A 15,041-nucleotide genomic window follows, 5' to 3' on the forward strand; every position below is an offset into this window, starting at 1 on the left:
TATGATAAGGAGTTAATATGATGGGACGTCAGAATAAAGAGATACCTGTATATGTGTTCATGGGATTCCTTGAGAGCGGTAAGACAACTTTTGCCAAGGAGACCCTGATGGACAGAGGCTTTACAGGTGGAGCCAAGACACTTCTTCTCGTCTGTGAGGACGGAGAGGAGGAGTATGATCTTGAGGCTCTGAAGAAGGCTAATATATATACAGAGTTCATAGAGGAAGATCAGCTCACCACAGACCATCTCCTTGACCTTCAGGACAAATACAATCCGGAACAGGTCATGATCGAGTACAATGGTATGTGGAAGCTCGATAAGATATTTGAGATAAGGGTTCCAAAGGGATGGACGGTTGTCCAGGTTATCTCATTTGTGAATGCGGAGACATACGATGTGTACTCACAGAACATGAAGGCAACCATGGTTGAGCAGTTCAACAGTGCGGATATGGTCATCTTCAACAGATGTGATGAGAATTCCAAGATTCCTGAGTGGAGAAGATCCATCAAGGCGGTGAACAGAAGAGCACAGATCATCTTTGAGATGAAAGATGGCTCCATTGCACCTGAGACAAATGAACCTGAGGATCTGCCATACGATGTGAGCGCAGATGTGATAGAACTGCCGGATGGCGATTTCGGTATCTGGTATGTGGATGCATCTGACATGAAAGAGAGATACGACGGCAAGAAGATCCACTTCAAGGCCATGGTGTTTAGACCTAAGCAGTACGGCAGCAATGCATTTGTTCCTGGAAGATTCGCCATGACATGCTGTGTTGAGGATATCCAGTTTGTCGGATTCAAGTGCTATTATCAGGGTGCTAAGAATCTTGTGGACAGACAGTGGGTTGATGTCATAGCCAAGATAGGCTACGAGTATTACCCAGATTTTGAAGGTGAAGGACCTGTTCTCACAGCAGAGAAGGTCACGCTCACAAGTGCGCCTGATGAAGAGGTAGTATATTTCAGTTAAGAGTTGAGCAGCTCCCTGAATACATGATATTTGATGTATCCGGGGAGCTTTTTTTGCGCGGCCGGAGAATGCCGGAAGAGCTTTGACGTGTCCTTACGAAAGTGTAAGTTGCGTTATTTACCGGCAGAATTTATTATAAGTTTAGTGTAAAAAATAAAGTCAAATTGGAAGGAAAGACTTATGATCAGATCGGCGAAACTTGCGTGTGGCGGTGCGGTTGCACTTATGCTGCTTGGAGGTATGATCTGTCCAGCTATGGCGGAAACGAACACAGATAGTGCATATGGACGGGTTGAACAGAGGATAATTGAAAATAACCCTGATTTTGATATACAGCTAAAGTATGGACTCAATGGATATGCGGTAAATGACAGAGGCAGTGTTATCAGGCTGGATATTGTGTGTGACACAGATTTTGCGGGAAATGTGTCTGTGCAGACGAGCTATTCCGAGGGTTTTGGCACAAAGAATATGACATATGCCAAAGATGTGGAATTCAAGGCGGGTGAAAATACAACGCTGGAATTCTGTGTCGACAATATGGGCTCCGGCATAGCAAAGGTTGAGATCAAGGACAGCGACGGAGTGCTGGTGTACTCAGAGCGGGATTCGCTGAGTATAGAGGGCAATGATATGGTAGCCGCAGTGGGAGTGATTAGTGACAGACAGGATGCCATGTCTTATATAGAGGATGTTTCCATGGACAATGTGTATGATAATGCAAAGGTAGAGACGGTTGCATTGTCACCTTCAGATATTCCTGAGTCCGAGGAGGGAATGGAGGCTATAGAGTATCTGTTGGTGGATGATTATGATCTGTCGGGCTTGTCAGAGAAGCAGAGTGCTGCCATAAAACAATGGGTGTACAGTGGTGGAGCTATGATACTGGCAAAATCGTCAGGTGAAAATGAACTCAGCAGCTTTGACGGGGACTTTGTCTCCGCTGTTAATGACACACAAAAGGTACATGAGCTGGACGGCTCAGATGGGTACTATCTGAATATGGGACATGGCAGGATCGTGGTGCTCCCATATTCACTTGCACAGACTGATGAGAAGGATAAGACTGCCCAGGCGCAGGCTGCTCTGGAGGCGGGCTTTACGGATATGACACATAACTGGATCGATGGAGGCTGGTATTATGGAGGCACATATTATGGATATGATGTGGCAAATGCAGCAAACAAGAGAAAGACCCCGTCACCTGTTGTCATTATGATCGTGCTGATCATATATATCATTGTGTGTGGCCCTGTGGCGTACATCGTCCTCAGCAGGCTCAAAAAGAAGGAGCTCATATGGGGAGTTATCCCGGTATGTGCAATTATCGGTACAGGTGCCATATATATGGTAAGCCTCAAGTACAGAGTTACAAAGCCTATCGGACTTACATTTGTGGCTGCGGATATAAGCGGTGATACCAAGCGGGAGGATGCATATTCATATATAATAGGCGGCAGATCAGGCCAATACAAGATAGACATCAACAGCAAATATTCCAACATCGAGATGGATGATTCCATGGGATCCAGCTTTTATGACAATCTCAATGCGGTAAAAAATGATGGAAAAGATGGCGTTACACTGAATTATTACAGCAATCGTTCATTTGGCACTATATCAGCTAATGCAAGCTTTGCTGGAAGCAACGATATTGGAAGGATTCGGAAGAATTTGACATTATATACAGATGGCTTTGAGGGAACATTGACAAATGACACCTCGTACGATGTGGAGAATCTTGTGGTCATGTCCGAGGGATATTATTACGTTGCTGATGTCCTGAGAGCGGGAGATACCATACGGATAAGCAGGAAGAATACCCACAAATTTGACGGCGGCTCCATACTTGACGGAATGAGATCATATTACACGAAGAAGTATGGTGAGGATTATTTCGGAGATGAAGAATCGTCGACGGAATGGTCCGGAAATTATTACATGCAGCTCCGGCTTGCCCAGTACAGTAGACTCGCTGCAGATGACGGCGTTGTGGCTGTGTGGGGAACCATACAGCGGGATCCGGATATGATGAGTGATGCCGATACGGAAAATTATGGCAGCTATATGGTATACGACATAGATACCCTTAAATATGAGGATGTGGATGGAGTTTATTATTACAGCATTTATGACAGGGATGAGAATGGAATCGGCGGATCAGATTATGGTGATGACGATCTGTTGATGTATTCTGAAACCGTGGACGTTAACATCAGATTTGGCAAGAATGATGATATAACGGAACTGATATACGATAAGACCCAGGCGGGAAGCGGCAAGAACAAGGTCGTAGTGCAGATGCTCAACAGAGAGACCGACGAATATGACACGGTATTTGCCGATGGACAGACGATCATAAAGGGGCAGGAACTTGACAAATATATGTCGGACGGATGCCTGGCTATGAGATTTATATCTCCTCAGCAGGGAGATTATTATGTGGACAGTTACCTTCCACATATCAGTGCGAGGGGAGGTGTCCGGTAATGGTTGATATAGAAGAACTCACCAAGAGATATGGAAAGTTTGTTGCGCTCGATCATATGAACCTTCATATTGATAAGGGCGAGATATTCGGATTTGTCGGACCAAATGGTGCCGGTAAGACGACAACCATGAGGATCATGTGCGGACTCCTTAAAGCCACATCGGGAAAGGTCACCATAGACGGTGTAGACGCACTTGGCAGACCTGCGGATGTGAAACGGAAGATAGGATATGTTCCTGACTTTTTCGGTGTGTACGACAATCTGAAGGTCATGGAGTACATGGATTTTTATGGCTCCATGTACGGCATGAGCAAGCGGGAAGTGGAGAAGGTCGCAGATAAATATCTGGAGCTTGTCGCCATTCAGGATAAAAAGGACGAGTTCGTCGACAGCCTTTCAAGAGGTATGAAGCAGAGACTTTGTGTAGCAAGAGCGCTCATACATGATCCCGAGCTTCTGGTGCTCGATGAGCCGAGTTCGGGTCTGGATCCAAGGTCAAGACATGATATGAAGAATATACTGCGTGATCTGAAGGAGATGGGCAAGACCATCGTGATAAGCTCGCATATTCTGCCGGAGCTTTCAGAGATGTGTACGAGTATAGGTGTCATAGACCACGGAAAGATAGTGGCCAGCGGAAGCGTGGATGAGATTGTAAATGGTGATAAGAACATGCCTCCTGTAAGGATAAAGGGATATATGTTGGGACTTGATGCGGAGGCCTCAGCCAACAGGATATCTGTCATTGTGAAGGAAAGATTCAATGTGGATCGCATAAGTATACAAGATGGAGAAATTCTTGTCTATTATTCAGGCACGAGGGAGTCTGACGCCGAGCTTCTCAGAAGTCTTGTGGACAACGGTGTGCACGTTCATCAGTTTTTCAGGGAGAAGGAAGATCTGGAATCCCTGTTCCTTAAGATTACGGGAGGTGAGAATCGTGGCGCGAAGAACAATTATTAATCCCATATTGAAGAAGGATATTCTGGTAAATGCGAGAAGTGCCAGAATGGTCGTGACGATAACAGTCATCAACTGCTTGTTTGCGCTGGTTGTCGGAATGCTCTTCATGACGAGCAGAGGCTCAGCATATCAGGTATATTATTCAAATATTGCACAGATGTTTCCTGTGCTTGCGGTGTGTGAGCTGTGCATAATAGGACTCATAGTTCCGATAATCACATCCACCTCGATATCCGGTGAGAGGGAGAGACAGACGCTTGAGATCATGCTGACGACTCCGGTAAGACCTATATCGATAGTTGCCGGAAAGCTCCTGTCGGCAGTTGCCACCACGGCAATGTATGTCATAGCAACTCTTCCGTTTATGGCGGTTGCATTCATAGTTGGAGGAATGGGCTGGGACGAACTGTTCAAATACCTTGGAATGGTTCTCTTTATAGATATATACGTTGGTAGTATCGGAATATTTTACTCCTGCGTGAAGAGAACTTCTGTGTCGGCGGCCATATCAACCATAGTGACTATAGCGGCTGTTGTGTTTTTATCATATGCGATAGGAAAAGTTTTTGAATCCATGATGTATATGTCGGACGGTTCAAGAAGCAGTTATGCTGCTTATATGATGGGAAAGGCAGTGTGCTATGCAGTCAATCCTGCCATATGGATAGCAGAAAATTTCGTCAGATTGCTCGAGGATGAATCTGTGGTGGAAACCATGACGGGATACGGTAAATACACGAATTTCGTGGTGGATCATATGGCCGTGATCTCAGTGTGTGTGAATCTCGCAGCATCATTTGTGCTGCTTAAGGTGGCTTCGGTGAAGCTGATTAAGGGCGGCAGAAAAAGGAAAAAGTCAAGGATATGATATTCCAAACAGGTATACAAAATGGAGTTTGACTTGTGTTTGATTATGGGATATCCTTTTTAGTGTAATATGTGCTCCGATGGAGAGGCTGCTCGGCAGAGCGGGAAGGAGCACTTGCTTATGTATAGTAAAGTATTAAGTGGACTTGTACAGGGAATCGACGGGACGCTCATATCAGTGGAGACGGATATACACGATGGGCTTCCCGTTATGAATATGGTCGGATACCTGTCCTCCTGCGTGAAGGAAGCAGGAGAACGGGTCCGGACTGCACTGCGCAATTCCGGTTTCAACATTCCTCCGAAGAGAATAACGATCAATCTCTTTCCGGCGGATATCAGAAAGGAAGGCACTGCCTTCGATCTGCCCATCGCAGCGGGTATGCTGGCGTCCATGGGCGTTATTCCAACAGACAATATAAAGAACATACTTATCCTTGGAGAGCTGGGGCTTGACGGACATGTGAATACGGTGAGCGGTGTGCTGTCCATAGTTCACTCTGCGTACAGCGAAGGTGTGAGGAGCTGTATAGTGCCGGCGGGGAATTCCAGGGAGGCCGCCATTATACGTGGGATGACTGTTATACCGGTCACAAGTATAGGAGAGCTGGTCGATCACTTGAGTGGTATACAGACCATAGAGCCTGAATATGTTGATGTAGAAGCCATGCTGGATACGTCAGGGGATGAAGCTGAAGTGGATTTCTCTGAGGTAATGGGGCATGAATCCCTTAAACGTGGAGTGGAGATAGCCGCGGCGGGAATGCACAACATACTCATGACAGGCCCCGCCGGGGCAGGCAAATCCATGATAGCCAGACGTATCCCGACGATACTTCCGAGACTCAGCCTTGAGGAGAGTATAGAGATAACGAAGGTGTACAGTGTGGCGGGGCTTCTGGATGAATCCTGTCATATAATAAACCGCCGTCCATTCCGGGCACCTCATCATACGATATCCCTGCATGCCCTGTCCGGCGGCGGGCATAATCCGAGACCAGGAGAGATCAGTCTTGCACACGGTGGTGTGCTGTTTCTCGATGAGCTGCCGGAGTTTAACCGGAACGTGCTCGAGGTCATGAGACAGCCCCTTGAGGACGGTGAGGTCAGTATATCAAGGCTTGGTGGAATATACAGATTTCCTGCGGACTTCATGCTGGTTGCGGCGAGAAATCCATGCCCCTGCGGACAGTACCCGGATATGAACAGGTGTACATGCACGGTCAGGCAGATCAGAAATTATAATGCCAGGATAAGCAAGCCTCTGCTTGACAGGATAGATATAAATGTGGATGTTAGGAAGGTGGACTGCAGACAGTTATTTGGTGGCCGGACAGGGAAGAATTCAGCAGAAATGAGGGAGAGTGTGCTGAGAGCCCAGAGGATACAGAGTGAAAGGTTCAGCGGTGAAAATATACGGTTCAATTCCCAGATGGATTCGGCATTATGTAGTAAATATGTAGTGCTTGACGGCGAGGCAAAGAATTTCATGGAGGACTGTTTTGCTGATATGGATATGACTGCGAGAGGAGCATACAGGGTACTCAAGATAGCCAGGACTATTGCGGATCTCGATGGAGATCCTGAGGTCGGGATAAAACACCTGAGAGAAGCGGTGTTCTTCAGAAATGCGGACATTCAGGGAGGTGTGTGACATGACGGAGGAATTACTTTATCTCTGGTTTGGGATGATAAGCAGAATGACTCACACTGTGAAGATGAACGTTGCCATGAAATACGGAGGTATAAGAGGACTGTGGAACACTTCTGAGGAACAGCTTCGGGATGAACTCACACAGGCTCAGGCTGACGGATTCCTTGAACACAGGGATGCCGGGAAAGTTGCGGCATATGCAGAGGAGCTTCGAAGAAATGACATTACATATATTTATCCGGGACATAAGCTGTATCCCGGGAAGCTGTATGATATACCGGATCCCCCTATGCTTCTGTTTGCAGCAGGGGATGTGGATGTGCTGGCGGATCTGGACCCTGCGGTTGCGGTGGTAGGGGCAAGAAAGGCCTCTGTGTACGGAAGGGAAGCTGCCGACAGGCTGTCGGGGGAGCTTGCAGCATCAGGGGTTACTATAGTCAGTGGAATGGCACTGGGAATAGATGGTGCTGCGCACAGAGCTGCCATGAAGGCCGGAGGAAAGACTGTGGCTGTGCTCGGAAGTGGTATAAATGTTCCGTATCCGAGGGAGAACTATGATATATATCACGACATAAGAAATGGCGGCGGAGTAGTGCTGTCGGAATGTGGGCTTGACATAAGACCGGATGCTTTCAGATTCCCGTACAGGAACAGGATAATCAGTGGACTTTCGTCCGGTGTGCTCGTCGTTGAGGCGAGGGAAAAAAGCGGTTCTCTGATCACTGCGGACCAGGCGCTGGAGCAGGGGCGGGAAGTGTATGCTGTTCCCGGGAGGATCACGGATTCGGGCAGCAGAGGCTGTAACGGACTTATCAGAATGGGGGCGGTGTGTGTCACACAGGTGGAGGATATACTTGATGAAATGGGCATAAACCGAGCTGAATCAAAGGCGTTTAACAAAAATTTACTTGCGCCTGCAGAGAAAAAAGTGTATAGTTGTGTACGTTTGGAATCAAGGCATATAGATGATATATGCTTCGAGACTGGGATTTCAGTGTCTGAGGTGACTCAGATATTGTATGAATTAGAACAGAAAAGATTGATAAAACAGTTGGTAAGAAATTATTATGTCAGAGCCTGACCATGAAAATGAACACTGCCGGAAGATGCTCTGGGATGATAAGAATTACAGGAAACCTACAGAAAGGACAGATAGCTATGGCAAAAAATCTTGTTATTGTTGAGTCTCCGGCTAAAGCTAAGACAATAAAAAAGTTTCTTGGATCAAACTATGAGGTGATTGCTTCGAATGGCCATGTGAGAGATCTGCCAAAGAGTCAGATGGGAATAGACGTCGATAATGATTTCGAGCCCAAATATATCACTATAAGGGGTAAAGGTGATATCCTTGCCGCTCTGAGAAAAGCGGTTAAGAAGGCCGACAAGATCTATCTCGCAACTGACCCGGACCGTGAGGGAGAGGCTATATCCTATCATTTGATGAAAGCACTTAAGCTGGAGAATAAGGATTACAAGAGAATTACGTTCAATGAGATCACAAAGAATGCGGTAAAGAATTCTATAAAGCAGGCAAGGGACATAGACATGAACCTTGTGGATGCCCAGCAGGCGAGACGAGTGCTCGACAGACTTGTTGGTTACAAGATCAGCCCGGTTCTCTGGGCAAAGATCAAGAGAGGTCTTTCTGCCGGACGTGTACAGTCTGTTGCACTCAAGCTCGTGTGTGACAGGGAGAAGGAGATAAATGATTTTATCCCGCAGGAATACTGGACACTGGACGCGAATCTGACTGGCGGCAAGCTCAAGAAGCCTATCACGTTCAAGTTTACCGGAGATGGTAAGAATAAGGAAGAGATATCAGGCAGAGCGGCACTCGATGAGATACTCAGCGGTCTTCAAGATGGAGAGTACGTTGTAAAGTCCATAAAAGAGAGTGAGAGAAACAAGAAGGCACCGCTGCCATTTACAACAAGTACGCTGCAGCAGGAGGCTTCATCGAAGCTCAATTTTGCGACATCCAAGACGATGAGAATCGCACAGCAGCTCTATGAGGGAGTTGATATCAAGGGCCGTGGAACGATAGGTCTCATAACATACCTGAGAACAGATTCCACTAGAATATCAGAGGAAGCAGTTGCTGCTGCTGACAAATATATAACGGACAATTTCGGTGAGATATATATTGGCGATTCAAATGGACGCGCCAAGACAGACAAGAAGATACAGGATGCTCATGAGGCTATCAGACCTACAGATGTGACTCTGTCACCGGTCATGGTAAAGGAACAGCTCTCAAGGGATCAGTTCAGACTGTATCAGCTCATATATAATCGTTTCCTTGCAAGCCAGATGGCGGGGGCGGTATATTCTGTCAAGAGTGTAAAGGTAAGCTGCGGCGATGCGACATTCCAGACATCTGCATCAAAGATAGCATTTGACGGATTCCTTGCTGTATACAATCTGGACAATGACAGAGGAGAGACAGTTGCGGGAATCAACAATCTTGCTGAGGGCGATGTGCTGGAGCTTGACGGCTTTGAGGAGAAACAGCATTTTACACAGCCGCCTGCAAGATATACAGAGGCATTGCTTGTCAAGACATTGGAGGAGCTTGGAATTGGAAGACCAAGTACCTATGCTCCAACCATATCGACCATACTTGCGAGAAGATATATAACGAAGGAACAGAAGAAGTTATATGTGACAGCCATAGGTGATGCGGTTAACCAGAGCATGGAGCAGGCGTTCCCGGTTATCATAGATGTGAATTTCACGGCTAACATGGAGTCCCTTCTCGATAAGATAGGAGAGGGAACCGTGGACTGGAAAGTGGTTGTCCGCAATTTCTATCCGGATCTCGACGAGGCGGTGAAGAAGGCGGAGGCAGAACTTGAGTCCATCAAGATAGAGGATGAGGTGTCCGAGGAAGTGTGTGACGTGTGCGGACGAAACATGGTCATCAAGTATGGTCCTCACGGCAAATTCCTGGCGTGTCCTGGATTCCCTGAGTGCAGATTTACAAAGCCGTTCTACGAGAAGATAGGTGTTACCTGTCCTAAGTGTGGCGGAGACGTGGTCATCAAGACGACGAGAAAGGGCAGAAGATACTATGGATGTATCAATGCACCTGAGTGTGATTTCATGTCATGGGCAATGCCAAGCAATGAGAAATGTCCTGAGTGTGGAAAGTACATGATAGTAAAGGGCAATAAGCTGGTATGCTCAGATCAGGAGTGTGGTTATACCTGCAACAACAAGGCGGCGGAGACTGCTGATAAATAATTAAGATATAAGATATGTGACAGACAGATTCCTAATTGGAGACAATTAGTGAATTTGTCTGTTTTTTTGTTGAATTGTAGAAAAATTAAAAGAAGTGTATGGTTGTCATAATTATTAAAATTGTGTCGAAAAAAAGACTGACCACTATATGTTGTGGCTGAAAAATCCAGTAAAATCAACACTTTCTTAAATCTTTGTTTTTAGGACAACTTTACATAAAATATAGTTGTTATGTCAATCTTGTTGTGGTAGAATCACAAATAGTCATAATATTTCGAGCAAAAGATACTTTTTGTTACATAAAAAAATGGAGGATAACTTATGAGTGTACAATTGTTAGATAAAACACGAAAAATCAACAAGTTATTGCACAATAACAATTCACATAAGGTTGTTTTTAATGACATTTGTGATGTGCTCAGCGACATTCTTGCTTCAAACGTGATGGTAATAAGCAAGAAGGGCAAGATACTCGGACTCAAGAACAGAGAGGATATTCCGGAGATCCATGAGCTCATTGAGGGTAAGGTAGGAAGTCTCATAGACAACATGCTCAACGAGCGTCTTCTTCTCGTCCTGTCCACTAAGGAGAATGTTAATCTGACGACACTTGGATTTGATGGAAAGGATATAGACAAGTATCATGGTCTGCTCCTTCCTATTGATATAGCAGGAGAGAGACTTGGAACTCTGTTTCTGTACAGACTTCAGACTGAGTACGATATAGATGACATCATTCTTGGCGAATATGGAACCACCGTTGTGGGACTTGAGATGATGCGGGCGCTCAATGAGGAGAATGCTGAGGAAAACCGCAAGCTGGCCATAGTGAGATCAGCAATCAACACTCTGTCGTTTTCAGAGCTGCAGGCGATCAAACACATTTTTTCCGAGCTTGACGGCGAAGAGGGAATACTGGTGGCAAGCAAGGTCGCAGACAGGGTAGGCATAACAAGATCGGTTATAGTGAACGCACTCAGAAAGTTTGAGAGCGCAGGTGTTATCGAGGCGAGATCATCGGGAATGAAGGGCACGTACATAAAAGTGCTGAATGATGTGGTGTTTGATGAACTGAAGAATGCCTGAGAACAGAATTATAAATACATCGAAAAGGAGAGACGTATATGATACCGGCAATAGTGACATTGATAGTAGGTGTAGCGATAGTGATAGTAAGCTTTTTCCTCACTGACGGTCCAAAAGAGAATACAGAGAATTCTGTGATGGATGAGAGCAGGGAGAATCTGGAGAAGAAGCTTGATGAGTATTGCGACAGCCTTGTAGAGAAGAAGAAGAATGAGCTGAAGAAACAGGGCGAAGCTGTGAAATCAGACATGAAAAAGGGCCTTGATGAGGTCAGGGAGTCATCGAAAAAAGAGCTTGCTGAGATGAGAGAGAGTTCAAAGAAGGAAATGAGTGAGCTCATGGACAGCACAAGGAAGGAGCTGGATGAATTCAGAGCCGGCACAGTCAAGGCAAATGAGACAGCCCAGGCTGATACCCAGAAGAAGATAGATGATGCAGTCAAAGCATACGAGGAGGGTATAGAGGCTGCAAAGAAGAAGATGCAGACAGAGCTTGAGGCTTGTGAGAAACAGTTGTCAGAGAAGGCCAAGAAGCAGATGATAGATTACATCAACCAGAGCCTTAAGGATGCATACGAGGCATATGATCCGGATGACACCAGCGAGAAAGAGCCTGTGACATACGATGAGCCTGAGACTGTAGAGACTTCCGAGTCAGAGCCTGCGGAGGCAGATAACGGATCAGAGAAGACTGAGCCGGATGCAGAGAAAGCTCAGTCAGAAAATGATTCCCAGGCAGCAGATAAGACAGAGACAGCAGATGGAGCTGAGACTAAAGCTGATGCTGAAGCAGAAGATGACGTAAAGACAGAGAATACCGAGTCAGAGAGCAGCACTGAGGCTGCTGCAGATGCAGAGGCTGCCGAGAAAGCAGTCAGTGTGGAGGATGCACCGGTAACAGACAGTGCATTTACAGTGGTAGAGGCTGAAAATCCTGAGAAGGCAGCCGCAGCGATCGCTGAGAATAACAATGCTGCCAGATCTAGAAACAATCGTTCAAAGAAGAGAAAAAAGAAGAAAGCCGCTCAGAACAAGGTTGTTGATATATGGGATGAAGGCACAGATGTAGAGTCACAGGTTGCAGACCTGCACAAGAAGGGACTCAGCATCATGGAGATCGCAAACAAACTTGGAATAGGAGTTGGAGAGACTAAGGTTATGATAGACAAGATCAATGAGGCTGACAAACAGTAATCAGTCCGGGAGGTAAGCTATGTATAAAAAAAGTTATTTCAGAGGCCTTGGTACAGGGCTGGTGATAGGAGCACTTACCATGACTGTTGCGTTTAATTTTGGAAATGCCGGAAAAACTGATTCAGGTCAGGGCAAGACGGCGGTCGTAAGTCAGCAGCAGGATAAGAGCACAGAGGATTCTTCCACAGAGACGACAACAGAGAAGAAGACCGAGGATAAGACGACAGAAAAGACAACGACAGAGAAAGTAACCACGGAAAAGAATGCCAATGCCGATAAGACTACAACAGAGACAGGCAAGTCAGAAAATGGCAAGAGCGATGCAGAGAGCGGCAGTGGAAGCAACAGTGGTACGACCGGAAGCTCCGACAAGTCAAATGGAACCGGCACAACAGATAACAACGGAGGCCTTTCTGATAAGACAGAGAGAGTTCCATCTGCCAAGGACAACGGCTATACAGAGGATAAGAATTCGCAGACCGGTTCAGGAAGCAGCACAAATAAGACTACCGAGGCGGCGACAGAGGCTGTGAAAGCGAGTGCCATCAAGTATGACAATGGCGGCGGAGAGATCACATTTGGATCTGGAACATCTGCATACGAGATATGTCAGCTCCTGGCACAGATAGGGATAAGGGATGCGGATGAGTATTATGACTGGCTGCTCAGGTCAGGATATTCAGGCAGTCTTGTGCCTGGAACATATACATTCACCGGCAATGAGACAAATGGCGGAATAGTATGGATACTATTAGGTAATCAGTAAAGATACGAGAAAAGGGAGGAGTAATCAATTATGGGAGACAATATGAATAATGAGGAGATGGGATATCCGGGACAGCGTTTCAGTGCGGGTAGTGGTAGTAGTAGTATGGATCCGTTTGCGCCAAATCCGGCAGCCTTGCAGTATGTACCGAATGAATTTGGAATAACTCACAGTGAGACCAGTCCTATGTACCGGTATAACAATCCGGCTGAACCGGATAGTGGAGCTGCCTCACAGACGGACAACTATTATCCGGGACAGCAGTATGGTCAGAATCATCAGTATGGCCAGAACCAGATGTATGGTCAGAATCCACAGTATGGACAGAACCAGATGTATGGACAGAGTCAGCCATATGGCCAGGGCTACGATCAGGAGACTATGAATCCACAGGGGAAAAAAGCAAAGGGTTCCGGATCAAATGTTCTGGCAGGACTGGTAGGAGCGTTTCTTGGATCACTGGTCGGAGTTGTGCTCTGGCTTGTTGTGTATAAGCTTGGTTATATCGCAGGCATATCAGGAGCGGTTATGGTCATATGTGCCATGATGGGGTACAACAAGTTTGGAAAGAAACTTGACCTGAAGGGCATAATAATCTGCGTAGTGTTGTGTATAGGAATGATATACATTTCAGAGAGACTGAGTGTCAGCATGGAATTATATCAGGAATTTAGTGATTATGGATATGATGTGAGCTTCTTTGACTGTTATAAGAGTATGTATGATGTGCTGGATGCTGCAGATACTATGAGTTCATTCTGGGGTGAGCTTGCGGTCGGTTATCTTCTGTTTGTTGTAGCCAGTGTTTCATATATAATAAACAGCATCAGGACAAGAGCAAAATAGAACACGGACCGGCAGACAGAATACTTCTTATAAAACATATATTTTCAGAAAAAAGTGCTTGAATGCACTTTTTTTTTGTGTTACAATGTCGATTGCGTGAGTGCGCATAACAAATATACATGCTGGTTGATAGTTGGCGTGGTGCCTGTGCTCGGGTGGTCCAAAGAGTTGATGCCGGCAGAAGATTTTAACCATGGAGGTAGAAAAAATGAGCGTTATTTCAATGAAGCAGTTATTAGAGGCAGGTGTACATTTCGGACACCAGACAAGAAGATGGAACCCTAAGATGAAGCCATACATCTACACAGAGCGTAATGGTATCTACATCATCGATCTTCAGAAGTCAGTAGGAATGGTTGACGATGCTTACAATGCAATCGGCGATTGTGTTGCAAACGGCGGAACAATCCTTTTTGTTGGTACAAAGAAGCAGGCTCAGGACTCAATCAAGAGCGAGGCAGAGCGTTGCGGTATGTACTATGTAAATGAGAGATGGCTTGGAGGTATGCTTACAAACTTCAAGACTATCCAGACAAGAATCGCTACTCTTAAGAAGTACGAGGAGATGGAGCAGGACGGTACATTTGACGTTCTCCCTAAGAAGGAAGTTATCCAGATCAAGAAGGAGATGGAGAAGCTTGAGAAGAACCTTGGCGGTATCAAGAACATGAAGAGAATACCAGACATGATCTTCGTTGTTGATCCTAAGAAGGAGAGAATCTGTATTCAGGAGGCTCAGTCACTTGGAATTAAGCTTGTTGGTATCGCTGATACAAACTGTGATCCAGAGGAGCTTGATTATGTAATCCCTGGTAACGACGACGCTATCAGAGCTGTAAAGCTTATCGTTTCAAAGATGGCAGACGCTGTTATCGAGGCTCAGCAGGGTGTTGACGCTGATTCAGTAGATGAGGCAGAGGCTGAGGAGACTACAGAGGAGTAATTATAACA

Annotated in this window: 12 protein-coding genes; all 12 read left to right on the forward strand. The window is 45.9% G+C overall.

The features are described from left to right. Window positions 1-17: 17 nt before the first annotated feature. The 12 genes from DW025_RS05560 to rpsB all read left to right on the forward strand — a co-directional run bounded on the left by DW025_RS05560 (window position 18) and on the right by rpsB (window position 15,033). Complete coding sequence (locus DW025_RS05560; RefSeq protein WP_119999116.1) at window positions 18-980, forward strand: TIGR03943 family putative permease subunit; 963 nt, start codon at window positions 18-20, stop codon at window positions 978-980. Window positions 981-1,160: 180 nt separating this feature from the next. Then, window positions 1,161-3,470 carry a hypothetical protein gene (locus DW025_RS05565; protein WP_119999118.1) on the forward strand — a complete coding sequence of 770 codons (2,310 nt, stop codon included), beginning with the start codon at window positions 1,161-1,163 and terminating at the stop codon, window positions 3,468-3,470. Next, entirely contained in the window at window positions 3,470-4,435 is a 966-nt protein-coding gene (locus DW025_RS05570) for an ABC transporter ATP-binding protein (protein ID WP_117548777.1), read from the forward strand. Before DW025_RS05565 ends, DW025_RS05570 begins: the two co-directional genes overlap by 1 nt. Next, window positions 4,413-5,303: an ABC transporter permease gene (locus DW025_RS05575; RefSeq protein ID WP_119999120.1), complete on the forward strand. Its 891-nt coding sequence runs from the start codon at window positions 4,413-4,415 to the stop codon at window positions 5,301-5,303. The genes DW025_RS05570 and DW025_RS05575 overlap by 23 nt, the downstream gene beginning before the upstream one ends. A gap of 120 nt (window positions 5,304-5,423) precedes the next feature. Then, window positions 5,424-6,956 (forward strand): YifB family Mg chelatase-like AAA ATPase, encoded by a 1,533-nt coding sequence (locus tag DW025_RS05580; protein ID WP_055279882.1) that lies wholly within the window; start codon window positions 5,424-5,426, stop codon window positions 6,954-6,956. A 1-nt stretch (window position 6,957) separates the two neighbouring features. Next, a complete protein-coding gene (gene dprA, locus DW025_RS05585; protein WP_118757639.1) occupies window positions 6,958-8,037 on the forward strand; it encodes a DNA-processing protein DprA in 1,080 nt (359 codons plus the stop codon). Window positions 8,038-8,114: 77 nt separating this feature from the next. Further along, the gene (gene topA, locus DW025_RS05590) at window positions 8,115-10,199 is read left to right on the forward strand and encodes a type I DNA topoisomerase (RefSeq protein WP_117549412.1); all 2,085 of its coding nucleotides are present in this window, start codon (window positions 8,115-8,117) and stop codon (window positions 10,197-10,199) included. Window positions 10,200-10,520: 321 nt separating this feature from the next. Beyond that, complete coding sequence (gene codY, locus DW025_RS05595; protein ID WP_022216094.1) at window positions 10,521-11,285, forward strand: GTP-sensing pleiotropic transcriptional regulator CodY; 765 nt, start codon at window positions 10,521-10,523, stop codon at window positions 11,283-11,285. Window positions 11,286-11,323: 38 nt separating this feature from the next. Beyond that, a complete protein-coding gene (locus DW025_RS05600) occupies window positions 11,324-12,478 on the forward strand; it encodes a DUF6115 domain-containing protein (RefSeq protein ID WP_119999122.1) in 1,155 nt (384 codons plus the stop codon). Window positions 12,479-12,497: 19 nt separating this feature from the next. Beyond that, a complete protein-coding gene (locus tag DW025_RS05605; protein ID WP_119999124.1) occupies window positions 12,498-13,244 on the forward strand; it encodes a hypothetical protein in 747 nt (248 codons plus the stop codon). 30 nt (window positions 13,245-13,274) lie between these two features. Next, a complete protein-coding gene (locus DW025_RS05610; RefSeq protein WP_119999126.1) occupies window positions 13,275-14,090 on the forward strand; it encodes a hypothetical protein in 816 nt (271 codons plus the stop codon). A gap of 208 nt (window positions 14,091-14,298) precedes the next feature. Next, window positions 14,299-15,033 (forward strand): 30S ribosomal protein S2, encoded by a 735-nt coding sequence (gene rpsB / locus DW025_RS05615; RefSeq protein WP_055144098.1) that lies wholly within the window; start codon window positions 14,299-14,301, stop codon window positions 15,031-15,033. The last annotated feature ends 8 nt before the right edge of the window (window positions 15,034-15,041 follow it).

The organism is Coprococcus sp. AF38-1 (assembly GCF_003603945.1).
GTDB lineage: Bacteria > Bacillota > Clostridia > Lachnospirales > Lachnospiraceae > Coprococcus > Coprococcus aceti.